The sequence below is a fragment of the Streptococcus parasanguinis genome, assembly GCF_015556095.1.
GTDB classification, from domain to species: Bacteria; Bacillota; Bacilli; order Lactobacillales; family Streptococcaceae; genus Streptococcus; species Streptococcus parasanguinis_Q.
In genome coordinates this window covers 237756-262927 of sequence record NZ_JADNLT010000001.1, presented here as the reverse complement: position 1 = coordinate 262927, position 25172 = coordinate 237756, and the positions used below count along the sequence as shown (strand labels likewise).

The window sequence follows — 25172 nt, the reverse complement described above, 5'->3', positions numbered from 1 at the left end:
TCTATAAACTTTCAAGCCAGGCCTCATCTTCTACCTGGATTCCTAATTCTTGTGCTTTGGTTAACTTGCTACCAGCGTCACTACCTGCAACGACCAAATCTGTTTTTTTGGAAACCGATCCAGTTACCTTAGCGCCCAGACTTTCTAATTTTGCCTTAGCTTCTGAACGTGTGAGTCGTTCTAGCTTCCCAGTCAAAACGACTGTCATTCCTGAGAGGGCCGCATCAGCAGCGACTTTTTCACCAAGATAAGTCATATTGACACCAGCTTCTTTAAGCTCTTGCAATAGGCGCTTGGATCCTTCTTGTGCAAAATAACGCTTGAGGCTTTCAGCCACGACCATACCGAGACTGTCAATGCTGGCAATTCGTTCTGGATCCGCTGTAGCCAATTGATCGAGGTCATGGAATTCTTGGAGCAAGATTTGACTAACCTTGCTACCAACATGGCGGATCCCCAAACCAAAGAGTAACTTCTCAGCTGAGTTTTCTTTTGAAGCTTGAATGGCTTCATGGAGTTTTTCAGCAGATTTTTCTTTAAAGCCTTCTAAGGTCAAAAGATCCTCGACTGTCAGACGATAGATCCCAGCTACATCCTCTACCAACTGAGCTGCGAAAAGTTTCTCTACAATAGCTGGACCCAAGCCTGTGATATTCATAGCATCCCGACTTGCAAAGTGGTTCAATCCTTCCTTAATCTGAGCTGGACAGAGCGGATTGATACAGCGAAGGGCCACCTCATCCTCGAAATGAAGCAACTCACTCTGACAGCTCGGACATTGAGTTGGAATGGCTAATGCTTGATCAGATACCCGTTTATCTTTGACAACACGCAAGACCGCAGGAATGATATCACCCGCCTTGTAGACGATGACGGTATCATCCTGATGAATATCCTTTTCAGCAATATAGTCCACATTGTGCAAGGTTGCCCTGCTAACAGTGGTTCCTGCTAGCTGGACTGGAGTTAAATTGGCAGTTGGCGTCACAACACCGGTTCGTCCAACGGTCCAATCCACTGATAAGATTTTCGCTTCTTTTTCTTCAGCTGGAAACTTATAGGCGACAGCCCATTTAGGAGCTTTTACGGTAAAGCCTAGTTCTTCTTGAACAGCTAGATCATTGACCTTGATGACGATCCCATCGATATCGTAGGGAAGATCCTCTCGAAGCTGAGCTACTTTTTGGATGAAGTCCCAAATTTGCTCCATATCCTCAGCCAGCACTCGCTCTTGGTTCACGACAAACCCTAAGCGGGCTAATTTCTGAAGCACGCCTTCCTGACTGCTTTGATCCGTCGGACTCACTTCTTGATACAAGAAGGTTGCGAGATTTCGCTTGGCCACGATTTTCGTATCCAATTGGCGAAGCGTTCCTGCAGCAGCATTCCGTGGATTAGCAAACTCAGGCTCACCGTTTTCTTGACGGATCTGATTGACCCGATCAAAGGAAGCCCGTGGCATATAGCACTCGCCTCGAACTGTAATGTTCACTGGCTCTGGTAACACTAAAGGAATGTCCTTGACCCGCTTGAGATTCTCTGTAATATCCTCACCGACAGAACCATCCCCACGTGTCGCCCCCGTTACGAGGACTCCATTTTCATAGGTGAGGGAAATGGACAAGCCATCGATTTTCAGCTCACATACATAGCTGATAGAAGGAAATTCCTTACGGACACGCTGATCAAAGGCTTCTAATTCTTCACGCGAAAAAGCATCCTGCAAACTATAAAGGGGATACTGGTGCTGGTATTTGGTAAAGCCTTTTAAAACCACCCCACCTACACGGTGAGTTGGACTCTCTGGTAAGATCTCATCAGGATGAGCGGTTTCTAGTTCCACCAACTCCCGATATAATTGATCATATTCACTATCCGAAACAGATGGAGCGTCTTTTGTGTAATACTCGTAAGCATATCGATTGAGTAATTCCACTAATTCTTTCATTCTGGTTTTCATGTTCTTATTTTATCATAAAATCTTAATTTAGCCTTGAATTTACTGCATTCTTAGCATTAAAAAAAGGAGCCAAAGCTCCCTTTTCTTATTTTGTAAAATCGATCCGTTTAGAAAGTTGATTGATCACAATCGCTCCAAAAATCAAGGATGCGAATTCACCCAATCCCATAGTCAACCAGTTATAGAAGAATGGTTGGCCTTGAAGGTAGTATAGTTCCAAGGCAATCGTAAACATGGAGATGGAAAAGAAAATCGCAAACAAGAAATGGTCAAACCGAATAAGACCGTCAAACAAGAACTTATTTTTAAAACGACCAAATAGAATGAGTCCAAGTCCTAGGAAGACAAAGGTTGAACCTCCACCAACAAAGACATCGATCCACCCAAAACTAAATAAGTTAGCAATCATACAACCAAGAGTCACTCCAATCAAGTACTTCTTATTGTAGAAGGCTAAGAAATTCATCATCTCCGAAACACGGAATTGATAGCCATAGTAGGCCATCGCATTGAGAGGTGGGGTAATGGTCAATACGATATAAATCGCAGCAACAATGGCAATTTGTGCCATATCACGAGCAGTTAACTGTTTCATCTATTCTCCTTTAGCGGTTTTCCCGCGTGTAATATGCTTGGCGAAAGGATCTTAAGCGCCAAGGGTTGAAGGTTTGATTTCTTCAACCTTTCAAGTATAGCATATTTTGAGGTTTTATGGTAGACTGAATTTATGAAAACACTAATTAAAAAATTTTTTGATAATGAAATTTTATCCTATCTCTTCTTTGGTGTGGCAACAACCCTTGTTTCCGTCGGAACCCGCCTCTTCATCTATCATATGTCTCGTGATGAACGATTGGCGACAGCGATTGGAAACATTGCTGGGATCCTCTTTGCCTTTGCGACCAACGATACCATCGTCTTTAAGCAAGAAAGAAAGGGCTGGTTTCAGCGCTTGATCCGATTTGCGATTGCGCGCTCTGGGACCTTTATACTAGACATGGCCTTGACCGAGATTTTTGTCAAGCAATTCCCAGGAATTATCGGGCAATTTGTCCACAACAACAAGAGTCAAATCAATCTAATTGAAACTCTCTTTGCGCAAGTTGCTATAGTGGTCCTCAATTACGTCTTTAGTAAACTCTTTGTCTTTAAAAATAAAAACAAGGCTTGAAACGATTGTTTCAAGCCTTATTCTTTTAAACTTCTATACTTGCTTGCTCTGCACTTAATTGATAGATGGTGCCTTCAACCCCAAAATAATCTTTGGCTAGATCTTTCAATTCCTGCATAGCTGTTTGTGCCCGTTTGGCCTGCTCCTCATTGATGGCTTCAATAACTAAAATAGCGTCCTTGGTATCTTCTGTTAACATAGTTCTTTGTGCCTCACGCCAATTCAAGCAACGGCAAACAGCTCCGTCTTGGTCGTAGTAGATAATCTCCCCTTCCAAAGCTGGAGCATCTTCTTCAGCACCTAATGGAAAGAAAGGTTCGCCTCCTTTCGCTTGTCCTAGAGAGAGTCCACCCACCAATTTATCTATATCTTCTCCCCCACAAGGAAGGGCATAAGCCATAGAAACACTATTGTAAAGATCCACCAAAGGATTAATCGGATAGAATTCACGTCCCTGGTGAACCCGTTTTAAGAGTGCTTCGATGGAAGATCGGGCTCCTTTTTTTGTTTTAAACTTGCTAAAAGCTTGGCGCCACTCTTGAACGAACTCACTCTGGGTATAGTTTTCTTCATCGATAAATTCCCATGCTCTCTTGGCACCCTTGTCCAACAATTCTTTGAAATAAGGATCCTTGGCTTCATCTACTGTGTTATCAATGCCATACAAGGACATCACTGTAATTCTAGCTGTTGGGAACAACTCCCAAAATTCTTGATCGACTGTTACTTTCATTGCTTTACCTCACTATAATTTCTTTTTTTACCTTTTTTAACTAGTTCCCAATCCAAGGTGATATTCTCACGAACTCGGATGAGGTACTCTTCTAACTGTGCGACTTCTTTTTTGGAAAATCCTTTTAAAGCAGTTCTCTCAGAGTAAAGATGCTCCCCTAAAATGAAGGGGTAAATCTGCTTACCTTTTTCAGTTAATTCCCATTCCTTGATTTTAAGGTTTTCACCCCTTGGACGCTGTTGAATCAAGCCTCGTTCTTCTAGTTTTTTTACAGACCTTGCAACGGTGGATCGATCTACTTTCAGGACTTCAGAGAGTTCTTCCTGAATCATTCCAGGTTGCTCGGCAATTCGCACCAAGTAAAGATATTGACCACGCGCCAGGTCCAAATCTCGAAATTCAATATTTGCTATAGAATCCAGTGCTCGCGCAATGATGCCAATCTCACGCAAAATACTCATCTCACTCCTCCTTTCCTATTGACAATAGCATAACACATTTTTGTTGCAAATACAACAAAATAGATAAGAAAAAAAGAGGCTGGGACAAAAGTTCTAGCCTCTCCATTATTTTTGAATTGTCGAGCAAGACGCAGTGGTTGAGTGGGCTCTACTACGCTGATTTCATCAGCTTTTACAGCCCTACTCAACTGTGCAGAGGTGGGACGACGAAATCGAATTCTAACGAATGACCGATTTCTGTCCCACTATCCCTTATTCTATTTTATCTTTTTTTCTCAAGCGTAACCGTCGCTTTAATGTTTGTGAAGCTTCTTTATGCCGAAAAGCTACTTCTTCCGTTTTTAATTTGGAGACAATTTCTCCATTGCGCGTTTGGAACTTGGCTTCTCTAGCAAACTGGATACTGGCGTTTAAAATACAACCAATAATCATGATTTTAGCTACCAAGATGAACCAGAACATAATGACCGCTAGGACGACAGAACCGAAGAAACGAGCATCTAAGAAATGACTCACATAACGATCCACATATTTCCAAAAGATATTCAAGATCGCATACAGGACAGCAACAACAAAGGTCGCCCCTGGCAATACATATCTAAATTTTGGAATTTTGACATTTGGAAGGGTGTAATAGAGCAAGACCAGACTGACAAAAAGTAAGAGGTAGATGGTCGGCTCTGTCAAATTCAGTAAACGTACATAAATCGTCCGATCAAATGAAAAGGTCCGATAGAGATAGCGAACGATCATTTTCCCAAACATGGAAAGGATCAGCGAGAGTCCAAACAAACCCTGCAAGGCAAAACTGATCAGAAAGCTAAAGAGTCGCCCCCAGATAATACCACGCTCCTTTTCCACCCCATAACTCTTGTTATAGGCTTTTTGGAGGTAGGCAATGCTCTGAGAGAAGATCCACAAAGCAGAAATAATCGAGAAACTCAGTAATCCTGTCGAAGGTTTGGTCAAGACACTCGAAATCATCTGTGCCACTATTCGATATAAGGAGGCTGGCAAAACCTTCTGTAAGCTCAAAAGAATCTGGGTAGGACGAATATGAAAATAGGGTAAAATATTGGCTGCAATCAGCATCAATGGAAAAATGGAGATCAGCAAATAATAAGCCACCGCAATACTGGTGATATCAGACTCTGCACTCTGATAAAACCGCACGAAGCCCTTTATAAATGGCTGTCCCAGTATTTTTTGTAGGACCTTTTTCATTCGTCACCTCCCCATTTTACTAAAAAAGAGCAAAGAGCGAAACCAGACACTTGCCTTCAGCTCCATTCTTTCCTCTCTAGTTTTAGTATGTTCCTTCTTCACCTTGACTAGTTAGGATCACTGGACCATCCTTTGTAATCACAAATTGATGCTCGTATTGACAAGAAAGGCCACCGTCGAGGGTCTTATGGGCCCAACCAGTTTCCATATCAGTATCAATCTCCCAAGTACCGGTATTGATCATTGGCTCAATCGTCAAGACCATCCCTTCACGTAAGCGAAGACCACGTCCAGCACGACCATAATGTGGGACCATTGGTTCTTCATGCATGGTAGGGCCGACACCGTGGCCGACCAAGTCACGCACCACGCCATAGCCTTTGCTTTCTGCATACTCTTGAATTGCTGCGCCAATATCTCCCAAGCGATTGCCTACGACTGCTTTCTCAATTCCTTTGTAAAGACATTCTTTAGTCACGTCCATCAAATCTTTAACTTCTTGAGAAACATTTCCAACCGCATAAGCCCAGCAAGAATCCGCCAAGCCACCAGTATAGGACTCCGTGTATTTCTTCACTTGGGCTACATTATCAAAATCTAATTTTGAAACATCCAGAACAGACTTGTCGAGTGGCTCAGATAAGACCATATCTACCTTGAGGAGATCACCATCTTTCAGGATAACATGACGGGGAAAGGCATGGGCAACCTCATCATTTAAACCGCAACAAGTCGCGTAAGGATAGTCCATGAGACTGCCTTCTACTCCGATTTGAAGTGGTAAGACATTGGCTTCTTTACAGCGACGGCGGACATATTCTTCTACTTCCCATAGGTCAAGCCCTGGCTTGATCAAGTCACGTAATCCAATATGGATGCTGGCAAGGAAATCTCCTGCACGATCCATGGCTTCAATTTCACGTTGTGATTTTAATGTAATCATTGTCTCCTCATTTCTTTTTGTTTAATTAATCTTAATGGTAATGGTTGCTTTCGCGACCAACTGCAGATCTAGATACAAGCTAAAATCAACCAAGGCAGAGCGTCTGGTTCGCCGAACAAGTTGTGGTTCAATGCGGATCACATCATCCACCTGCACAGCTTGTAAAAAATTGATGATCAGCTGTTCGACGATCAAGCTACGCCCACTGTGTTGCATCATCTTGCGAACAACCTTCATCAGCACTTCGATCATGACCCCATTGGCCAAAACACCACTTTTCTCCAACATACTTGGCTCTACTGTGAATTGGTAATAGTCGTTCTCTGTTTGAATCTTTTGACCGATTTGCTCACTAAAGGTTGGCAAGCTCGAAAATTGCACCTTGCTAATCCGATCCATGACATCCCGACGCGTAATGACACCCAGCAAGGTCTGGTTAGTGCGAATCACAGGAATCATCTCATAATCTTCAGCAATCATCCGCTGGCTAATGGTCGCAATGCTGGTGGACAAATTAGTAGTAAAAATAGTCCGCGACATCACCTTATCTAGGGTCGTCTGAGGTGCCTTATCACCAGCATCTCGCATGGTCACGACACCCACCACCATCTGGTGTTGATTGACAACCGGAAAGCGGCTAAAGCGATTCTTTCGAACCAGATCTAAATAATCCCGTACCGTATCTGTTTCAGAAAGATAGCCGTACTCATGGAAAGGCCGATAGACCTGCTCCACCGTCAAGATATCTGTTTTGATCTGCATGTTGGACAAGGCCTTATTGATCATAGTAGCAACGGTATAGGTATCGTGTGAAGTTCGGATGACTGGGATTTGTACCTGATTGGCCAGATCAATCACATCCTCACTGACGTCAAAGCCACCTGTCACCAAAACTGCATTGTCATGCTTTAATGCCAATCGTTGAATGCTGGTGCGGTCTCCCACGATCAAAAGGCCCCCTTCAGACACATAGTCTAGGACGTGCTTCTCCGTCATGGCACCGATGTAGAATTTATTAAATTCTTTTTCGAGCCCCTCTTTACCAGCTAAAATTTCCGAACCGGTAATTTCCTGGATTTCTCGATATGTCAAATGCTCTAGTACAGCCTTTTTCGATTTAACACGGATGGTCCCACTTCTAGGACGCGTTTCTACAATTCCTTGATTTTCAGCTTCTTTAATGGCACGATAGGCCGTCCCATCACTGACATTCAAAAAATTGGAGATACTGCGGACACTGACCCGTTTTCCAATCGGTAATTTTTCGAGATAGTCTAAAATCTCTTGGTGTTTACTCATAGAAGTCCCCTCTACCTAGGCGGAAATCATAATAATCGCGCATTTTACGCGTATAGCGGTCACTCCCTTTGAATTGACGAAAGAGACGAAAACCAGCCTTCAAAGCAACCTTTTGACTCCCTGCATTTTCAACATGGGTGACAATCTTAAGCTCCTTCAGTTGAAATTTCTCAAATGATAGATAAACCAACTCTTTGACCGCTTCTGTCATCAGGCCCTTTCCCCAAAAATCCTTGCGTAAAAAGTAGCCTAACTCAGCCTCACCCTTGATTTCATCCAACTTTTCAAACTTGATGGAACCGATCATCTGATTGGTTTCCTGATCACAGATTGCCCAAACCCCCAAAGGATTTTTCATGAAATAGTTGGCTAGTACATATTGAGTTTCAGCAAGATCGGCTTGTGCAGGAAAGATAAATTGTAGGTTATCAGGATTCGAAGCAATCTTATAAAAATCTTCCGCATCCTCAAAGAGAAAAGGTCGTAAATACAACCTTTGTGTTTCAATTAGTGAATAGGCAGCTAAGTGCGTCCAAATATTCATTTCAAACTCCATTGTTCATGTATCCAGCCACCACTATCAGATCCCAAGTTCTGTCACTATTCCTCTACCAACTGGATATCTGCTCCAAGTTGGGTCAATTTATGAATAATATCTGAATACCCGCGAAGAATGTATTCCACATTTGTAATTTCTGTTGTTCCAGAAGCCATGAGACCGGCAATCACTAAAGCCGCACCAGCTCGAAGATCCGTCGCTTTCACACTGGATCCTGTCAATTGATTTGGCCCTTCATAGATAATGTGGTCGTTCAAGGTCGAAATAGTGGCCCCCATTTTAGCCAATTCTGGTACATGGTTGACCCGTTTTTCATAAATCGTATCAACGATTCGTCCACGTCCTGTAGCCGTTAATAGCAAAGGTGTGATCGGTTGTTGCAAATCAGTCGCAAAACCAGGATAAGGAGAGGTTTTGATCTGGATGGCCTTCAAGCCCGTCTGCTTTTCTACAAAAATACTATCTTCAGAAATGGTCATACGCACACCCATTTCCTCTAACTTGGCAATATAGCTCTCCAAATGCTCATACAGGACATTATTGATCTGAATACCTTCCCCAATAGCAGCTGCAAGGGCAATATAGGTTCCAGCTTCGATGCGATCTGGAATCACCTGATGTCTCGTTCCATGCAATTGTGGAACACCATCAATGATAATAATGTCTGTTCCTGCTCCACGAATATGAGCTCCCATGTTATTGAGCAAGGTCACCACATCGATAATTTCAGGTTCCCGCGCAGCATTTTCGATCACTGTCCGGCCTTCAGCCTTGACTGCTGCCAAAATCGTATTGATCGTTGCACCGACACTAACAGTATCCATGTAGATGTTAGCTCCTTGAAGAGGCTTGCCATTAGTCGCAAGTTTCATACTAGAGCCATCCATGGTCATAGCGGCTCCCATTGCTTCAAAGGCCTTCAAATGCAAATCGATCGGACGTGGTCCAAGGTCACACCCACCAGGCAGTCCAACCGTTGCTTGACCATAGCGTCCTAGTAGGCTGCCATAGAAATAATAGGAAGCTCGCAGACTGTTGATCTTTCCAAATGGCATGGGCATATTCTTCACCCCACGTGGATCAATAATCAAACTGTCTTCTTTGCGCTCGATCTTAGCCCCCATGATGGTCATGATTTCAATCAGGCTCGCCACGTCGGAGATATCCGGTACCCCATCAAGGGTCACGATATCATCCGCCAGAATGGTCGCCGGAATCAGGGCTACTACACTATTTTTTGCACCACTAATGGTCACCTCTCCTTTTAGAGGGCGACCACCATTTATTACAATTTTTTTCATCTTAATAATTTATTAGCTCTTTCAAGTCTTTTTCCTTTTACTATCGTTTTTTGTAACGGAAATAAAAGGGACAACGTATTCAAAATACTGCATCTATTATACCACAGATTGACCTATTTTTCCATCTGTAGGAATTTTCAAAACGAAAAAAAGCTAGGATCAACTTGACCCTAACTTTTCCATTTCAACTAATTATTTTACAGCTTCTTTCAAGGCTTCTACCTTGTCCAAATGTTCCCATGGAAGGTCAATATCTGTTCGTCCCATATGGCCATAAGCCGCTGTTTGACGATAGATTGGACGTTTCAAATCCAGCATTTGGATAATCCCTGCAGGACGAAGATCAAAGAGCTCACGTGCTGCTTTTTCAAGCTTACTTTCAGCGACTGTTCCAGTACCAAAGGTATCGATCCGAACAGAGACAGGTTGAGCTACCCCAATGGCATAAGCCAATTGCACTTCTGCCTTCTTAGCAAGACCTGCTGCCACGATGTTCTTGGCAATATAGCGAGCTGCATAAGAAGCGGAACGGTCTACCTTAGTGGCATCCTTACCAGAGAAGGCACCACCACCGTGACGTGAATAACCACCATAAGTATCCACGATGATCTTACGACCTGTCAAACCGGAATCCCCTTGAGGCCCACCAATAACAAAGCGACCTGTTGGGTTGATGAAGAATTTAGTCTCCTCATCTAGATAAGAAGCTGGAATCACTTCTTTGATGACCTTGTTAATCACATCTTCGTGGATTTGTTCATTGCTGACATCTGGATCGTGTTGAGTTGAAATAACCACTGTATCCACGCGCACTGGGCGGTCGTTTTCATCGTACTCAACAGTAACTTGTGACTTGGCATCTGGACGAAGATAGCTGATTTCACCAGACTTACGAAGCTCTGCCAAACGACGAACCAACTTGTGGCTGAGTGAAATTGGCAATGGCATGAGTTCTTCTGTTTCATCCACCGCAAAACCAAACATGAGACCTTGGTCTCCTGCTCCGATCAAATCAAGTGGATCTTGATCTGCATTTCCACGTACTTCCAAGGCTTCATTAACCCCTTGGGCAATATCAGGAGATTGTTCCACCAAAGATGGGTGTACTCCTACAGTTTCAGCTGAGAATCCATATTCCGTATTAGTATATCCAATTTCTGCAATGGTATCACGAACCACACGGTTAATATCCACATAAGCAGTCGTTGAAATCTCTCCGAAGACATGCACGGAACCAGTATAAACAGCTGTTTCGGCAGCCACGTGAGCTTCTGGATCTTGTTCTAAAATAGCATCTAAAATAGCATCTGAAATTTGGTCTGCAATCTTATCTGGATGCCCCTCAGATACAGATTCAGACGTGAAAAGTTTACGTTCTGACATAAAAATGTCCCCCCTTAAAAAATATTGTTATAGAGTTACAAAGTACTGATAGAAGATTTCTACCACCTTATCGGGACCATATAACACTTCATTATAACACATTACATATGATATGGAAAATGATTTTTCAAAAAGCCCATTAAATCAGCTTTTTCGATCTATGTACTACCCAGTTAAACTGACTTAAACAGTCCTCAAAGTTCCTAAAAAGTTCACAAAAAATACCCCATAGGATATCTATCAATTGACGAGTTCAGCAGGCAAGATCTATCACCCTCACACGGTGCTTTTTTTATCTTCAAAAATGGTAGGCGTCCGCGTACCAATGGGTACTCGAAAACCTACCATCTACTTAAATGATAACAGTTTTTTAAAAATTTTCAACCCTATCTACTTTACTCAGTCTCCATTTTTAAATAATATAGTTCCAATAAATACTAAAACTCCCAGAATAAAGGATAAAATATTAGGACCTATCCAATAAGTATCTGGCGTACCTATAATGGAAATAACAAATAAGATAGCTGCCGCATTTAGGAGTCCTTTACTTCCTTTTCTCATACCTATAAAAAGTAATATAGTCGCAATCATAAAACAAATATAATGGATGGCACCAATATATAAGATCAGTAGATACATGGGGTTTCCTAAAAATAAAGGAAAAATCATAATACCAAGGTGGCAGACTGCTATTATAAGGGCGCTCCATAACCAAGACGAATGAAGAATGATCCTCTTTGGCGAATTTTCTTTATCATTGTTTGATTGTATATCAGCATTCAACAGATCGTTTACATCTATCTCTCCTTCTACTTGAGAGTTTTCCATCTCTGATTTAGTTTCAATAGATGATAGATCTTGTACTTTCACCTTGGACTCCCAGCTATCTGCAACTTTCTCAAACAAACCAAAAACACGACAAGCAATATAAATCGATAAGAGAAGATAAAAGAGACCGTAAAAACTTATACGAGTGATGAAAGAGTATACTGCACCTATCTCAACAAGAGAAGATAAAATGAGCAAGAGAGAAAATACTTTCTGAAGTTTCTCACTTGTACTTGTGATCATAACATTAATCAGAAGTAGAAACATTAACTCCATTACAATGTATCGAAGTGTAAAAGCGTAAATGTCACTCGTTCTATCCATACCAATCAATATAAATAGTGGAGAAATATTTGTAGAGGCAACAAATAGTACTAAATAAGCTATCGATGATTTCCAACTATCTTTACTTTTCCAATTGTTTAAAAGTTCCCTCATTTCTACATTCTTTATAAGCAAGCAAATCCATATTAAACAAATGATATTTAGCAGAAAGGAAATGTTCATCAGATTTGTTGGGGAAAAAGAGGGTAAAACAAGCATAAGTAGTTGGATAATCGAGAGGAGAAGAACAGCTATCAATCCTTCAACATTTAAACGTTGCTTCATGATTCTCCAAATTACCCAGCAAATAATCATTCCATTCCATATAGAAAAAATACTAGAGGTAGTTATCAGTGGTATATCTCCATTTAAATTTTGGGCATTATAGCTCTCTACTAGACTACTACCATAAGAAACAAGATAAAGAATTGCTTCAAGAATTAGCAGTATACCATACCATTTTTTTCTAGACATAGATTCTCCTCCACTTTCTAAGAAAAGTATTTAACGATTCATTTATTTAAATTATAACACAATTTGTAACCGTTTTCCTATTGCGTTATCAGTACTAAATAAATAAATAAAAAAGATAGGATTTATCACCCTACCTCCTATCATCAGTCTTCATTTTTTAACAATACAGTTCCAATCAATACCAGCACTCCTACCACAAACGGTGGTATATGATTAATCACCCAATCCGGATCACCCGCAGCAATAAATGAAAAAACATAAATAGCTACTGCCATATAAAGAGTTGCTTTATTGGCATTCACTATTCCATTCCAAAGCAGGATGGTTGCTATCACAAAGCTAATCATATGGATTCCCAAAAAGTACAAAAAGCCACCAGCCCACGCTCCCATTGAAAAGAGACCTAATAAAAGTAAAACTATATAAACAATGGCCAAGAACAAAGCAATAGAAAGGATTACAGAATTTCCAATTCTCTTCTCTGGCTTCATTTCATTGTTCGGAAAAAGACTTTCATCTGAAGCATATGCTTCATTTTCTTTATCTACTTCAGGATTTTTTTGTTGATCTGTCATAACTTTCTCCAAACATTTTTAGTTATTCTTTCAAATAATAGCGCTTAAAAATAGAGCGGAAGAACTGATTTAACTAGGGCTTTAATCGACCCGAATATTTTTTATTGAGTAGAGTTGACCATATCCATTTTTTAATTAAGAGCTTTTCACTTCTTTAACCAGGAGTGTTCCGATTAAATCCAAAATACCTAAACATAAGGGAGCAATTCGAAATATTTCCCAGTCCGGATCAAAAGCCAAGATGATAGACAGCAGATAGAGTCCAATACTCGCATAGAGAAGGCTTTTATTCCCCTTCTTCATCCCTAGTCGAATTAGAAAGGCTCCAATCGCAAGACTTAATAAGTTTGGACCAAGGAAAATCAAAACGACAAATCCCCAACCATCACCCCAAGGTGCAAAGAAAAAGACAAACAATACAAGATAGATAATGGATAGGTAAAAGGTTACTGAAAGAAGAATAGAATGTAAGCTATTTTCTTTTGGAGGATTCTGAACAGATACAGAATTGGGATAATCTTCACTGATCTTACTATGTTCTTTATTTTCCTCAAGATGTTTCTCTTGGTTTGTCATCACTTTCTCCTACCTTTCTTATATTTTTATGTTTTTCCGTTAACACCATTATACTTGATTCCATTATTCTTTTCATGATAGCCATCTATTCAATGCTATCTCTTAAACATTAATTTGGACAGGTTTTCAATTAGATTGCTAATATATCATGAAATAGTTGGGAAGCCTTCCCTAAATAAAATCAGCCTCAGCAATAGCTCGTTTCACTTCTTCAATTGGTAAATTGACCAGTTCTACTTCTTTTTCACGGTAAAGATACTCGGCATATTCATCAATGCGGTACTGATGGATATACACCACCCGCTTGCAACCGACTTGAAGCAACTGCTTGGTACAATTGAGACAAGGAAAATGCGTCACATAAGCTGTAAAGCCTTTAGGAATTCCACGTTCAGCTCCTTGCAAAATAGCATTGACTTCCGCATGAATCGTCCGGACACAGTGTCCCTCGACCATGAGGCATCCATCCTCTAAACAATGATCTGTTCCTGAAACGGATCCATTATAGCCGGTTGCAATGACCTTATTATCCTTAACCAGAACAGCGCCTACTTTCGCCCGATTACAGGTCGCCCGATTCGAAATCAGTAAGGCCTGAGCTGCAAAATACTCATCCCATGCTAGTCGATTGTGTGTCACCTTTAGGTCCTCCATCTAATATGATTTCTCCTATAATTAATTTCATTATAGCATGAAATCAGCAAGAAAAAAAGGGAGTGGGAAAGAACTCTGACTAGTAAAAAAGAGTTCGTTTTCCCACCCCCGCACAGTTGATTAGGTCATCTTTAGAGCTTAAAAAGCGAATAAAGATACCAATCAACCACTGCGTCATACAGTTATTTCTATCATACATCAAAGGCTGGACAACTTTTGCCCAGCCTATTATAAACATTATTTACCAAGTTTTGCTTTAGCTGCATCTGCAAGAGCTGTGAAAGCTGCTGCATCGTTAACAGCTAAGTCAGCAAGCATTTTACGGTTAACTTCGATCTCAGCCAATTTCAAACCATGCATCAATTGTGAGTATGAAAGTCCGTTCAAACGAGCTGCCGCATTGATACGTGTGATCCACAATTTACGGAAGTCACGTTTCTTTTGACGACGGTCACGGTATGCATAGTAGTAAGAGTTCATTACTTGTTCTTTTGCAGTACGGAACAAGATATGTTTAGCTCCATAGTAACCTTTAGCTAATTTAAGAATACGTTTACGACGTTTGCGTGATACAACGCCACCTTTAACACGTGCCATTTATATTTCCTCCAATATTTCCTAGAATTCTTTACTTACGAATACGCGATTATTTCAAGCGAGTAAGCATTGCTTTGATACGTTTGAAATCTCCTGAATGCACCATAGATGCTTTACGAAGATGACGACGTTGTTTCTTAGTTTTTCCGTGGAAACGGTGAGAAGTGTAAGCACGGAAACGTTTAAGTCCACCAGAACCTGTACGTTTGAAACGTTTAGCTGATGCGCGGTGTGTTTTTTGTTTTGGCATGATATTTTCTCCTTTTTTTAACTTTCTGACAGATTATTTCTTGTCAGTTGCTGGCGCCAATTGCATGAACATTTGACGTCCATCCATCTTAGCACGTTGTTCGATGATCGCCACATCTTGTGTAGCTTCAGCGAAGTCGGCTAAAACTTTAGCACCAATCTCTTTGTGGGTAATCATACGACCCTTAAAGCGAATGGATACCTTCACTTTATTTCCTTTTTCAAGGAATTTGCGAGCATTGCGAAGTTTTGTATCGAAATCACCCTTGTCAATCACTGGGCTCAAACGAACTTCTTTCACGGTCACAACGCTTTGTTTTTTGCGTTGTTCTTTTTGCTTCTTCTGGTACTCAAATTTGAACTTACCGTAGTCCATAATTTTCGCAACAGGAGGTTTAGCTTGAGGTTGAATGAGAACCAAGTCAACATTAGCGTCGTCCGCAAGTGCTTGCGCTTCGCTAAGTGGTTTGATACCCAATTGCTCACCTTCAAGACCGATTAAGCGAACTTCACGTACACGAATTTCATCATTGATGAATAAGTCTTGCTTTGCTATGGTTTTCACCTCTTTTTTATTATTCGAGAAAAACAAAGAACGGACCTGCAAAACAGGCCCGAACTACATGATGTATTTCATTTCTGAAACTTGATCCGTAGGGGCCAGGCAACTTGCGTCACAAGGCGAGAAGTTCTCACTTCTGCTTTTCTCAACTTTTATATGATATCAAGTTTTTTATTCTTTGTCAAGAAGTTTTTTTGCTTTTTCTTCAATAAAGGCAACAACATCTGCAATTCCAACACCCGTTGTGTCAAAATGAATGGCATCAGCTGCAGGTTTCAAAGGAGAAACGGCACGGTGGCTGTCCTTATAGTCCCGCTCAGCGATTTCTTTTTTCAACAATTCAAGATCCGCTGTGATGCCCTTTTCAACATTCTCCTTATAACGACGTTCTGCCCGCTCCTCAACCGAAGCAACCAAAAAGATCTTCAACTCTGCATGTGGAAGGACGACCGTCCCAATATCGCGTCCATCCATAACGATGCCCCCCTCTGCTGCAATTTCTTGCTGTAGAGCGACAAGTTTTTCACGGACTGGCGCAAGCGCTGCAACCCATGAAACATTGTTGGTCACTTGGTTATCGCGAATTGGGTGGGTAATATCCACGTCTGCTACAAAGACAAGCTGCTCTCCTTCTTCTGAACGACCGAAACTAATTGGATACTGATCTAAAAGGGCTAAGAGGTCATCAACCTGTTCAGCTGTCAGATTATTTTGCAAAGCTAGGTAAGTCGCTGCACGATACATAGCTCCCGTGTCTAGATACGTATAGTCTAGATCCTTGGCAATGATCTTTGCGACTGTGGATTTTCCACTAGAAGCCGGTCCATCAATGGCAATTTGAATTTGTTTCATGCTGTCCTCAACTCCTACTGAATCTTAACGACATCACCAGGATTCGCATACCATGATCCTGTAGACATATGAGAAGGATTTAACTGTTCCAATTGGGCAATGGAAATACCAGCACGCGCAGCAATCGCTGCTTCCCCTTCACCTGCTTGAACAGTGATCGTACCTTCTTCAGAGTTCTCATCTTTTGAACTATCGTCTTTAGCCGCTTGGTCAGTTTGTGCTGCAGGGGCTGATGATTTCTGTTCAACCTTAGTCTCTCCATTGTAGAAACCAGACATTTGTTTTGATTTGTTGCTGCCACCTGTTGAAAGGAAAATCAACAAGCAGACCATCGCCACTACTACTACAAAGAAAATAATGGCTAAAATCGTCAATAGACGGTCTGCCTTGATTCCGTTTAACTTACTCGTTCTTTTCAATGTTTCTTCTCCATCATCGTAAATATCTTCTTCCCATGGTTCTTTTGCCATGACTTCCTCCTTGTTTTTTCTCGTAAAAATCATTACAATAGAAGTATGAAAGTTACGTTAATTCCAGATCGTTGCATCGCTTGCGGTCTCTGTCAGACCTATTCTGAATTATTTGATTACCATGACAATGGCATCGTTAAATTTGCTGCTGAAGAGGACGACCTCCTTGAAAAGGAAGTCCCTGTCACAAACGATGTTCTCGAGGCTATTAAAGAATGCCCCACTCATGCTCTCTTAAAAGATTAAGAGGGCTTTTTATTTGTTTGCATAATACATCTCGTAGTAATCCACATGGATGAAATTGTCCGTCAGGATTACTTCTCCCTTAAAATAAGGATTTAAGGCAAGTGCATTGATAAAGTATTTTTTCGGCCATTTACGCATACAGAATGTTCGACTGCGCGAACCATCATTAAATATGAGCTTGATCGATTTCTTATTTACTTCGACCTTTTCAATCGAGTCAATCTTCACCTTGATTGGAGTAAAAGGATTAGCTGTAATAATCCGCAAGATCCCATCCTCATAGATCGTGAAGTAACGATGGACCCCAATCGCAAGCAAGACCATAAATAAAAAGAACGAAAACAAAACTAGCGTTGGCACACTAGAGCTCTCATACATCAAGGCCAGTCCAATAAAGACCGGAATCACTGCAATGGACCAATAAGTCACAAGAATAGATAAGTCCGGTTGCCAATGATAATGGACCTTTCCAAATATCTTAATCATGAGCGTACCCCCATCTAATAGTTTAGCATAAAAAACAAAAAAAAGGGAGCCAGACAGCCAAAATCACAAAGATTTTTACCTGCTAGCTCTCCTTTTAATTGGATTTATCAGTTGGAACTTTAAAGAAGTCTTTAGAAAGGTACCCTTTCCCACTAATCAAGTCGTATTCAACCATTTTCAAATCCTCTGCAATTTCTTGCGCTTCTCCTTCTAAGGCCTTTTTATCGACACTTGCTTTTTTCAATACTTCTGTCAACAAAGCATAGTAAGGCGAAACTTTTGAATTGGTCTGTTCAAAAACCATAGCAGAGAAATCACTTGAATTGACCAAAGGATAATTCAATTTTGGAGCATCAAAATTACTCCAAATGAAGTAATCTGTCTGATACTGACTCTCCGGATTATTCTTAAAGGCGGACTCAGGATAGAGACCTGGCAAGTGATCCCCATAAAATACCACTGTAATCTTCTTATCTATTTTAGAAAGACTTTCCAAGAAGGATTGGGTGGCGGTGTCGGTAAAGGTTAAAAGACGTGAATAATTCGTTAACTTGGTATTTTCATCATCTGAAAAACCGTTGCCTGTTGCTGTTAAGTCTGAAGGTTCTCCTGCTATAAATGGGGAGTGATTTTGAATCGTAATGACAGAAAAGAATTGATTCTTTTTAGCATCCATCTCTTTTAATACTGCCTTATACGTAGATTCATCGCTTATATGTACTTCTTGATAACCTAAATCATAATTCTTTTTATCATCAATGCTTATAAATTTATTGAATTTCAATCTATTGTAAATCACATTTCTAGAATAATTAATTGGAGATTCGAAATGAATAACTTCTTTATTATTAAATGAATCACTAACTGAAATTAGTCTTCTCATTTTAGGAGCAACCTCTGAGTATAATACAGAAACTGTCGGATTAATATTATAAAAAGGTAACCCTGTCAATGTTTGAAACTCCATATTTGCGGTTCCACCACCATAACCATCTGATTGCATTAATCCACTTGTAATTTTTGTCTTAATTTCTTGAATTTTTGGTATAGGATTTCTAGATAAATTTACCCCTTCAATTCTTGATGGGTCAGCAAAACTCTCACTTAAAACATAAACAATCGTTTGATTATCAATCAACTCATTTCTATTTTTATTGATTTCTAAAGCTACTTGATCATATTTCTTCTCAATTTCTTTGATTTTTTCTTTACTATATCCCTTCGGTTCTATAATTGGATCTGTTGTGATTTGATTCAACCATACATATGACAACGATCGATATCTAGCGTTTATGGAATTTCCTAACCATTTTGTATCTTGGAAATTATTTAACAAGGTAATAATCGGAACGTCATCAATAATTTTTCCATTATCTTTTCTTTTAAAAATAGAATAAACATTAATGGACAATAAGAGCATAAATCCTAATAAAACAAATCTTAAGATCGTTGCACGAATAATTCTACCTGGATAAATATATCTCCTTCCTATTATATAGATAAACGTAAAAATGACTAAGGAAATACTCACAGTCATTAAAACCGAAGCATCTACAAAACTAAATAAAACAGAAGGTTGAAATACCCAGACCAAATCACTTGGCAAAATTGGTTCCGCACGCATACTAAATTTTATAGCATTAGCAACAATAAACAGAACCCCACCAAATAAAATCAATATTGTCGTAAATAAATATCTATTAAAGATAATATATAGAAAAATAAACAGATAAGATAAACACAATATCTGAAATATTACACCTCCAGGAAATATTGAGTATCCAACCAAAGGTTCCCCATGGCCTAGACCCAATTGAATTCCTGTATTAAATAATATTGCAAGACTAATACTTGTAAATGCAGCTAGCGAAAAACTAGACCTATTTTTTACTACATCAACTTGTCCTTTTACAAAAAGCAAGCCAACTAAAGTCAGGAAAAAACTTAAGAGTAGCAAATGAAATTCTAAAATCCAAAATTGGCTCAAGGAGTACTTTCCTGCTCCTAATTTCTCAAAATTTCCAGATACATACCATGATGTACGATACAAAAAAGAAAGAATTTTAGAATCAGTAAAAATGAACGAACAAACTACGCTAGAATGCAAGACATATTCGAACATTTTCCCAATAGGTTCTAATTTTTTTCTATTCGCTTTATTATCATATGATTTTTTGATCTGACCCAAAACATAAGAAATCACTAACAATGACAAAATAAATACTAGAGAATTAAATTGCCAAAAATTGTTTTTTTCAAAATGATCAATCTTATAACTAGGATTATTAATATTAAGCGAAACATCAATCGAGTATGATAGTATTAAATAGATTACGTATGAAACTAAAATTTTAAGGAAAAAAATCCATTTTAAAGCGTATTGTGAAATTAGTAAAACTAGAATTAAGAAGGCAATTCCAAACCAAATTCCAAACTGATTAACTAAGAATAATACAGATCCTGTTGATTTGATCTCTTTAGAAATCAAATTTTGTGTTAAGAAAGTATTGCCTATAAAAAATAAAAGAAAGAGAGCTATACAGTACTTTTGTGTTCTTGTTATTTTATTATAAATTTTAAAAAGAAAATCTCTTAAATCTAATTTCCTCTTTCTCTTCATTTTTTATCCTTCCTATAAATTTTTTATCCCTGCAATTGAGTGTATATTCCGATACTAATTGTTAAAATATTTAAATACACTAACATATATTGCAAACTACATTCAAAATTCGAATCTTCATTTTGAATGGTCATATCTAAAAAACCAAATAATTTTCTAAACCATGATCCACAAAATAGTGGCAAAAACATCAGAATAAAATAATAATAACGACCTTGTACACCACCTACAGTAATATCACCTTTGTGGTATACCCTAGGATCTCCTGAAATAGCAATTACTATTAATGAGGCAATACCTGCAAGTAAAAGAAGACAGTAATATTTAAAAAATGTTGGCATTTCAATTTTATTTTTTAATGCAATGACAAACATAGCAAAAAAGAAAGTAACTATCGAAATTGCAATTAAAAACGGAGACGATTCTGAAACATATTTCAATGGTTCAGAAACAAAATCATGAATAATACCGTATGGCGCTAAAAGTAAAGTTCTAATTAATGGTAATGGATGTGTTACAAAATATAATAGTCCTGGTCCTTTGCCTGACAAAGCATTGTCTGAAGCAAACAATTTAATGATTCCAACGTATGTAAAGGAAATGAATAAATTTAAACCAAACAGGATTGAACTGAATTTTCTTACTGATTTATCCTGATAATACTTATTTGGCAATATTGAAAATAGACTTCCAATTAATACAAACGGAAATTTTGCAAATGAAAATAGTAATGTAGAGCATTGAAATACAAAAGCATATTTTCTATCAATTTTACGTTCACCTGATAGAATATTTGTCAATATAGCAAGACTAATTAAAGTTGCTCCAAAATATAAATAATCATAATGATAACCTGCTATAATGTACAATACTGCAGGGAATGTAGAAAATAAATATATCGCTTCTCTATAAACTTTGCTGATTTTTAATGCAATAAATACTAGAATGGCATATGCTATGACTTCGAAGATTCTTCCCAAATAATAGGAAACAAACACTTTTTTAGAGATTAATCTACCTATATTCCATCCAATTGCACTAGGAATAAAGGCTGGATTATCAAATCCAACTCTTACTCCTTTAATTTTACTTTCCTTATGCTCAACATTGAACCAATAATTTTTATCTTTTTTACTAGGATTTCTTAGTGCATCATATTTAAAAACTGAATTATAATCTTCCAATTTCTCATTAGAATATTTAAAAATAGGACTATCCGAAATACTGATTACGTTTGGCAAATGAGACTCTTCATCTAATCCATATTGGACTGGTTTCACTACTGAAATGACACTACCGAAAATAATTATCAGAAAAAAAGCATTAATTGGCAATTTCTTTTTATCTTTTGGATCAAAAAGAATAAAATAAATTACAATACTAATAATTAATAGTATAATTTTGAGATTGATAGTAAACTGAAATAAACTGGCCAAAAACACTCTTGAAAATAATACTAAAAATATAGCGATTAAAATATTTCTAATTTTAGTCTTATCAATAACTCCCATATAATTTACTCTACTTTCTTTTTATCATTCTTTTTAGTATATATTTCACAGCTCTTGCAGGACCAATTACGATATACTTCAAGGCTCCTTTTATCCCCCCAATTTGATTAAAGTCTACAAAGGTATGGGGTTGAAGATCTTCACGATTGTTCAATTGCTTATTATCAATAAATGGTGTCAGAACATGTGGGTTTTGAGAGATCCTAAAGTCATACTTTTGATCCCAAGCAATGTAGATCAACAAACGTTCGATCGCATGCAATATCGAATTTTGAGGAAGAGGTTCTGCTGGAACATCTGCTGCTGTCAAATTCAAATCAAAGAGTGGTTTCAAAGCATCATATTTAAACCAAACAAAGGTCCCATAACTCATAACAAAAGTATTGAGATTTTTGAAATCAATTGTCTTGGTAGCTCCCATCCGTTCCCAGAGCTTATTCATCTCTGGTGAAATAAGAGCCTCATTCCAAGCAACCACTATTCGATTGTAACGGAAGAAAGTTGGAATATCTGCGATAGTGATTCCGACTTTTGGATTGGCTTCCATATTGGCTAGGATTTGATCAGCCGGTTTGACCAGCATCTCGATCAATTCTTTGCGCCAAGATTCACCTGCCCAGAAATCTGCTTCTTTGGATTTCTTGGTATGGAAATGGCCTACATAGTCATAACGAGAGAGTTGCTCTTTTAAGAGCAACAATGGCAACACATCTCGTCCAATATTTCCAGTCACCACAACCGTCGCATCTTCTGCTCGATTAGAAAGAATTTGCTCAATATTCCGCTTCTTCTCTTCAATATCTGTCGTAATCCATAAGTCATAAGCGAAATGAAAAGCTTGGAAAGCATCTAGAAATTCTTCCAAGAGGTCCACATAAAAGACATGAAGATGAACCGCAACTTTTTTACCGAACTCTCCAGCTAATTCCTGGTTTTTCAAGTACTTACGAGACAAGAGATAAGGATAGTCCGGACGATCAATCATAGACATGTGGTTGAGGATCAAGTCTAATGGATAGTTCGATACACGCTCCAACTCGTCAAAAATATAAGGCATAATTCCTTCATTATTTGCAATGGTTTTGACTTTGATGAAAGGAACCTTATGATTGAGAATCGCTGTAGGATTATAGTAAGAAAAGTCTGGATAGAGCATTCCTGTGGTGTCTTCATGAATGGTATCAAAGACCGTCTTATAGTGAAAACCATCATCCAAGAAGTTCGTTGTGACCTTGGTCTCGTAGTTATCGATCACATCCTGAACATTGGTAAAGTCTTGAACTCCCTGCCAAAATTCATGGAAAGTACTTGATTCAATAACCTGTTTTTTAAAGCTGAGATAATAACTCTGAATATGCTCGTTAAAATCCTTGTCTTTCCGGTAATTGGTCATTCCCCAGAAATCAACCTCATCATCATTCTCAAATTTTTGGTAGATTGGTTCTAGATCCCAAAGAGGTCCAAAGCAGGTATCATTCATGAGGGTAACCGAATCAAAATGAGCCAGTTGGTCAAAGCCAACTGTCTTCATTCCATCCCGCCAAGCCGCAAAGTCAAAGCCACTATTTTGGCGCTCTAGAATATCGTCTACCAGATGCTGTGCTACTAAATTAGACTTCACATCTTCTGGTAGTTGACTATTGGAGATAAAGACCACCCGTGAATACAAGGGACGAATGTTTTCTAATTGGTAAAGTACATGTCCACTAATAAAATTAAACTTATTATAGTGAACATATAAAAGTAAACGTTGCATATTATTTCCTTATTCTAAAGAATTTCAAGATCTTTGTTGGAATGGTCCAACGGCGAGAATGGATGACTGTATTATATGCTTCTTTCGTAGCTTGTAACTCTGCCTCAAGATTTTTCAAACTATTTTGACAATCTAACATTTCGGCAGCAAAAACTTTTCCAATATAATCCGGTGCAGAGGGATTATCTATAGAAATCATTTTATAGCTCAGTTGATACACACCTTCTTCTTCAACTTCATAAATCAATTGAGGATCTGGTTCACTAAAAAGAAACAAATTATCTGTAACGATACCATTACTATAAACTGGCGAGCAAACCTTTCCGTTAGAATCTCTCAATTCAACATCAGAGTAATAACTTGGACTTTCAGACAGATCAACTCGGATAACAGAAGTTCCCTTCGGAATTTCGATTGCCAGACTATCTTCTTTTTGAAGAAGTTTGGTCATGGTACGATCTTCCGAATAAGTATTTTCTTCGTCACCAAAATAAATTGTAACAGACTCCATTCCGATGTGTGAAAGAGAATCCATTGGTTTGGAAAGACGAATCTCATAAGTATTATTACGATCTAAAAGGATCTTCGTCATCTCTTTATAATCGGCATTTGGATATTTATCAAGATACTCAAGTTGTGTTTTCAACAACTTATGAAATCGGCGTTCTAGTTTTCTGAAATCAGTTGGACGAGAATCCGATCCTTGATTAATGGTATAAGCAACTGTCGCTTCATCCAGATAGGCTAAAGAAGTCCGTTGAAAGAGTTCCAATTGGAGGTTGAAAGTATCATCTGATGTTGTTAAGTCTAACTCTTGATTGACTTCTAACATCAGATCTCTATCAACTAGCCATGTAGAGGCCATGGTAAACCCTCTTGTTGCAAGCATCTTTTCATAGGTATCTGCTAATGGAATCGTATGTTTGGCAAAGCCGGCCTTAGAAACGAGGGTTCCTTGTTCATCATAAATATCAAAATCTGTATTGGACCATTTGCAATCAGGTTCACTTTCTAATAAGTCAACCTGTTTCTGAAGTTTTAAAGGATCTAACCAAAAATCATCTCCATCACAGCGGGCAATATACTTTCCACGTGCTTCTTTACAGATAGAGACCCAGGTTTTAGAAATTCCCTGATTCTCATCCTGATAAAAGGCACGAATCAGATCAGGGTAGTTGGCTTGATAATCATGAATGATAGAACGAGATCCATCGCTTGAAGCATCATCCACCAAGATAATCTCATAATCAAACTCTGTTTGTTGGGCTAAGAAGCTATCAATCGTCTTCTTTAGCCAGGGCTCTTTATTAAAAACCGTACAAATAATCGAAACAAAAGGCGTCGTTTCCATATTTCCC

The 25172-nt window shown here is 38.8% G+C and carries 26 protein-coding genes, 1 riboswitch and 1 other annotated feature; of the genes, 2 read left to right on the top strand and 24 right to left on the bottom strand.

Going from position 1 to position 25172, the window contains the following annotated elements; genetic code table 11:
- Position 1 precedes the first annotated feature (1 nt).
- Together ligA and I2E70_RS01315 are read right to left on the bottom strand one after the other, a co-directional pair.
- A complete protein-coding gene (ligA, locus tag I2E70_RS01320; protein WP_195423056.1) occupies positions 2–1960 on the bottom strand; it encodes an NAD-dependent DNA ligase LigA in 1959 nt (652 codons plus the stop codon).
- Between the two features lie 85 nt (positions 1961–2045).
- Entirely contained in the window at positions 2046–2555 is a 510-nt protein-coding gene (locus I2E70_RS01315; RefSeq protein WP_195423054.1) for a QueT transporter family protein, read from the bottom strand.
- Positions 2553–2659: riboswitch (PreQ1 riboswitch) on the bottom strand. It overlaps the preceding gene by 3 nt.
- Positions 2660–2687: 28 nt before the next feature.
- On the opposite strand from I2E70_RS01315, the gene I2E70_RS01310 reads away from it, so the two are divergent.
- Positions 2688–3131 (top strand): GtrA family protein, encoded by a 444-nt coding sequence (locus I2E70_RS01310; protein ID WP_023917838.1) that lies wholly within the window; start codon positions 2688–2690, stop codon positions 3129–3131.
- Positions 3132–3156: 25 nt separating this feature from the next.
- On the opposite strand, the gene I2E70_RS01305 is transcribed toward I2E70_RS01310, so the two are convergent.
- The 17 genes from I2E70_RS01305 to I2E70_RS01225 all read right to left on the bottom strand — a co-directional run bounded on the left by I2E70_RS01305 (position 3157) and on the right by I2E70_RS01225 (position 17195).
- Positions 3157–3864, bottom strand: coding sequence for a B3/4 domain-containing protein (locus I2E70_RS01305; protein WP_195423051.1), 708 nt, complete (start codon positions 3862–3864; stop codon positions 3157–3159).
- On the bottom strand, positions 3861–4325 hold the full coding sequence (locus tag I2E70_RS01300) for a MarR family winged helix-turn-helix transcriptional regulator (protein WP_195423049.1): 465 nt from the start codon (positions 4323–4325) through the stop codon (positions 3861–3863). Before I2E70_RS01300 ends, I2E70_RS01305 begins: the two co-directional genes overlap by 4 nt.
- A 252-nt stretch (positions 4326–4577) precedes the next feature.
- On the bottom strand, positions 4578–5549 hold the full coding sequence (locus tag I2E70_RS01295) for a YihY/virulence factor BrkB family protein (RefSeq protein ID WP_195423047.1): 972 nt from the start codon (positions 5547–5549) through the stop codon (positions 4578–4580).
- Positions 5550–5631: 82 nt separating this feature from the next.
- Entirely contained in the window at positions 5632–6492 is an 861-nt protein-coding gene (locus I2E70_RS01290) for a methionyl aminopeptidase (protein ID WP_003015764.1), read from the bottom strand.
- Between the two features lie 21 nt (positions 6493–6513).
- Positions 6514–7791 carry a CBS-HotDog domain-containing transcription factor SpxR gene (gene spxR, locus I2E70_RS01285; protein WP_195423045.1) on the bottom strand — a complete coding sequence of 426 codons (1278 nt, stop codon included), beginning with the start codon at positions 7789–7791 and terminating at the stop codon, positions 6514–6516.
- Positions 7784–8335, bottom strand: a complete 552-nt coding sequence (locus tag I2E70_RS01280; RefSeq protein WP_195423043.1) for a GNAT family N-acetyltransferase — start codon at positions 8333–8335, stop codon at positions 7784–7786. Before I2E70_RS01280 ends, spxR begins: the two co-directional genes overlap by 8 nt.
- 56 nt (positions 8336–8391) lie before the next feature.
- Entirely contained in the window at positions 8392–9651 is a 1260-nt protein-coding gene (locus tag I2E70_RS01275; protein ID WP_195423041.1) for a UDP-N-acetylglucosamine 1-carboxyvinyltransferase, read from the bottom strand.
- 192 nt (positions 9652–9843) lie between these two features.
- Entirely contained in the window at positions 9844–11034 is a 1191-nt protein-coding gene (gene metK / locus I2E70_RS01270; protein ID WP_021153019.1) for a methionine adenosyltransferase, read from the bottom strand.
- 399 nt (positions 11035–11433) lie between these two features.
- Positions 11434–12660, bottom strand: coding sequence for an ABC transporter permease (locus tag I2E70_RS01265; RefSeq protein ID WP_129824178.1), 1227 nt, complete (start codon positions 12658–12660; stop codon positions 11434–11436).
- Between the two features lie 143 nt (positions 12661–12803).
- Complete coding sequence (locus I2E70_RS01260; RefSeq protein ID WP_129824179.1) at positions 12804–13235, bottom strand: hypothetical protein; 432 nt, start codon at positions 13233–13235, stop codon at positions 12804–12806.
- A 135-nt stretch (positions 13236–13370) separates the two neighbouring features.
- Positions 13371–13811 carry a hypothetical protein gene (locus I2E70_RS01255; protein WP_031574154.1) on the bottom strand — a complete coding sequence of 147 codons (441 nt, stop codon included), beginning with the start codon at positions 13809–13811 and terminating at the stop codon, positions 13371–13373.
- A gap of 171 nt (positions 13812–13982) precedes the next feature.
- Complete coding sequence (locus tag I2E70_RS01250) at positions 13983–14450, bottom strand: deoxycytidylate deaminase (RefSeq protein WP_049490930.1); 468 nt, start codon at positions 14448–14450, stop codon at positions 13983–13985.
- A gap of 252 nt (positions 14451–14702) precedes the next feature.
- Complete coding sequence (rplT, locus tag I2E70_RS01245) at positions 14703–15062, bottom strand: 50S ribosomal protein L20 (RefSeq protein WP_000124830.1); 360 nt, start codon at positions 15060–15062, stop codon at positions 14703–14705.
- A 49-nt stretch (positions 15063–15111) separates the two neighbouring features.
- Positions 15112–15312: a 50S ribosomal protein L35 gene (rpmI, locus tag I2E70_RS01240; protein ID WP_001125942.1), complete on the bottom strand. Its 201-nt coding sequence runs from the start codon at positions 15310–15312 to the stop codon at positions 15112–15114.
- Between the two features lie 33 nt (positions 15313–15345).
- The gene (infC, locus tag I2E70_RS01235; protein ID WP_003003721.1) at positions 15346–15876 is read right to left on the bottom strand and encodes a translation initiation factor IF-3; all 531 of its coding nucleotides are present in this window, start codon (positions 15874–15876) and stop codon (positions 15346–15348) included.
- Positions 15877–15892: 16 nt separating this feature from the next.
- Positions 15893–16021 (bottom strand) — a sequence feature (ribosomal protein L20 leader region).
- Between the two features lie 23 nt (positions 16022–16044).
- Positions 16045–16725: a (d)CMP kinase gene (gene cmk / locus I2E70_RS01230; RefSeq protein WP_031574170.1), complete on the bottom strand. Its 681-nt coding sequence runs from the start codon at positions 16723–16725 to the stop codon at positions 16045–16047.
- A gap of 14 nt (positions 16726–16739) precedes the next feature.
- Complete coding sequence (locus I2E70_RS01225; protein ID WP_003006692.1) at positions 16740–17195, bottom strand: SAG1386/EF1546 family surface-associated protein; 456 nt, start codon at positions 17193–17195, stop codon at positions 16740–16742.
- 45 nt (positions 17196–17240) lie between these two features.
- On the opposite strand from I2E70_RS01225, the gene I2E70_RS01220 reads away from it, so the two are divergent.
- Positions 17241–17441, top strand: a complete 201-nt coding sequence (locus tag I2E70_RS01220) for a ferredoxin (RefSeq protein WP_003006690.1) — start codon at positions 17241–17243, stop codon at positions 17439–17441.
- Positions 17442–17450: 9 nt separating this feature from the next.
- Here the strand turns inward: I2E70_RS01220 and I2E70_RS01215 are convergent, their stop codons facing one another.
- From I2E70_RS01215 to I2E70_RS01195, 5 genes are all read right to left on the bottom strand, one after another.
- On the bottom strand, positions 17451–17927 hold the full coding sequence (locus I2E70_RS01215; protein WP_023917814.1) for an EbsA family protein: 477 nt from the start codon (positions 17925–17927) through the stop codon (positions 17451–17453).
- Positions 17928–18021: 94 nt separating this feature from the next.
- Positions 18022–20547, bottom strand: a complete 2526-nt coding sequence (locus tag I2E70_RS01210; protein WP_195423039.1) for an LTA synthase family protein — start codon at positions 20545–20547, stop codon at positions 18022–18024.
- A gap of 23 nt (positions 20548–20570) precedes the next feature.
- The gene (locus I2E70_RS01205) at positions 20571–22058 is read right to left on the bottom strand and encodes a DUF2142 domain-containing protein (RefSeq protein WP_049471995.1); all 1488 of its coding nucleotides are present in this window, start codon (positions 22056–22058) and stop codon (positions 20571–20573) included.
- Positions 22059–22068: 10 nt separating this feature from the next.
- Positions 22069–23814, bottom strand: coding sequence for a rhamnan synthesis F family protein (locus I2E70_RS01200; RefSeq protein WP_049482474.1), 1746 nt, complete (start codon positions 23812–23814; stop codon positions 22069–22071).
- Position 23815: 1 nt separating this feature from the next.
- Entirely contained in the window at positions 23816–25165 is a 1350-nt protein-coding gene (locus I2E70_RS01195) for a glycosyltransferase (protein WP_061590797.1), read from the bottom strand.
- Positions 25166–25172 lie beyond the last annotated feature (7 nt).

Excerpts from the sequence above, each read along its gene's own strand:
- cmk (WP_031574170.1), bottom strand. The coding sequence starts at position 16,725 with ATGAAACAAATTCAAATTGCCATTGATGGACCGGCTTCTAGTGGAAAA.
- metK (WP_021153019.1), bottom strand. The coding sequence starts at position 11,034 with ATGTCAGAACGTAAACTTTTCACGTCTGAATCTGTATCTGAGGGGCAT.
- I2E70_RS01290 (WP_003015764.1), bottom strand. The coding sequence starts at position 6,492 with ATGATTACATTAAAATCACAACGTGAAATTGAAGCCATGGATCGTGCA.
- I2E70_RS01215 (WP_023917814.1), bottom strand. The coding sequence starts at position 17,927 with ATGATTAAGATATTTGGAAAGGTCCATTATCATTGGCAACCGGACTTA.
- rpmI (WP_001125942.1), bottom strand. The coding sequence starts at position 15,312 with ATGCCAAAACAAAAAACACACCGCGCATCAGCTAAACGTTTCAAACGT.
- I2E70_RS01280 (WP_195423043.1), bottom strand. The coding sequence starts at position 8,335 with ATGAATATTTGGACGCACTTAGCTGCCTATTCACTAATTGAAACACAA.
- rplT (WP_000124830.1), bottom strand. The coding sequence starts at position 15,062 with ATGGCACGTGTTAAAGGTGGCGTTGTATCACGCAAACGTCGTAAACGT.
- I2E70_RS01195 (WP_061590797.1), bottom strand. The coding sequence starts at position 25,165 with ATGGAAACGACGCCTTTTGTTTCGATTATTTGTACGGTTTTTAATAAA.
- spxR (WP_195423045.1), bottom strand. The coding sequence starts at position 7,791 with ATGAGTAAACACCAAGAGATTTTAGACTATCTCGAAAAATTACCGATT.
- I2E70_RS01295 (WP_195423047.1), bottom strand. The coding sequence starts at position 5,549 with ATGAAAAAGGTCCTACAAAAAATACTGGGACAGCCATTTATAAAGGGC.
- I2E70_RS01260 (WP_129824179.1), bottom strand. The coding sequence starts at position 13,235 with ATGACAGATCAACAAAAAAATCCTGAAGTAGATAAAGAAAATGAAGCA.
- I2E70_RS01300 (WP_195423049.1), bottom strand. The coding sequence starts at position 4,325 with ATGAGTATTTTGCGTGAGATTGGCATCATTGCGCGAGCACTGGATTCT.
- I2E70_RS01205 (WP_049471995.1), bottom strand. The coding sequence starts at position 22,058 with ATGGGAGTTATTGATAAGACTAAAATTAGAAATATTTTAATCGCTATA.
- I2E70_RS01315 (WP_195423054.1), bottom strand. The coding sequence starts at position 2,555 with ATGAAACAGTTAACTGCTCGTGATATGGCACAAATTGCCATTGTTGCT.
- I2E70_RS01305 (WP_195423051.1), bottom strand. The coding sequence starts at position 3,864 with ATGAAAGTAACAGTCGATCAAGAATTTTGGGAGTTGTTCCCAACAGCT.
- I2E70_RS01310 (WP_023917838.1), top strand. The coding sequence starts at position 2,688 with ATGAAAACACTAATTAAAAAATTTTTTGATAATGAAATTTTATCCTAT.
- ligA (WP_195423056.1), bottom strand. The coding sequence starts at position 1,960 with ATGAAAACCAGAATGAAAGAATTAGTGGAATTACTCAATCGATATGCT.
- I2E70_RS01210 (WP_195423039.1), bottom strand. The coding sequence starts at position 20,547 with ATGAAGAGAAAGAGGAAATTAGATTTAAGAGATTTTCTTTTTAAAATT.
- I2E70_RS01220 (WP_003006690.1), top strand. The coding sequence starts at position 17,241 with ATGAAAGTTACGTTAATTCCAGATCGTTGCATCGCTTGCGGTCTCTGT.
- I2E70_RS01200 (WP_049482474.1), bottom strand. The coding sequence starts at position 23,814 with ATGCAACGTTTACTTTTATATGTTCACTATAATAAGTTTAATTTTATT.
- I2E70_RS01225 (WP_003006692.1), bottom strand. The coding sequence starts at position 17,195 with ATGGCAAAAGAACCATGGGAAGAAGATATTTACGATGATGGAGAAGAA.
- I2E70_RS01275 (WP_195423041.1), bottom strand. The coding sequence starts at position 9,651 with ATGAAAAAAATTGTAATAAATGGTGGTCGCCCTCTAAAAGGAGAGGTG.
- I2E70_RS01265 (WP_129824178.1), bottom strand. The coding sequence starts at position 12,660 with ATGTCTAGAAAAAAATGGTATGGTATACTGCTAATTCTTGAAGCAATT.
- I2E70_RS01255 (WP_031574154.1), bottom strand. The coding sequence starts at position 13,811 with ATGACAAACCAAGAGAAACATCTTGAGGAAAATAAAGAACATAGTAAG.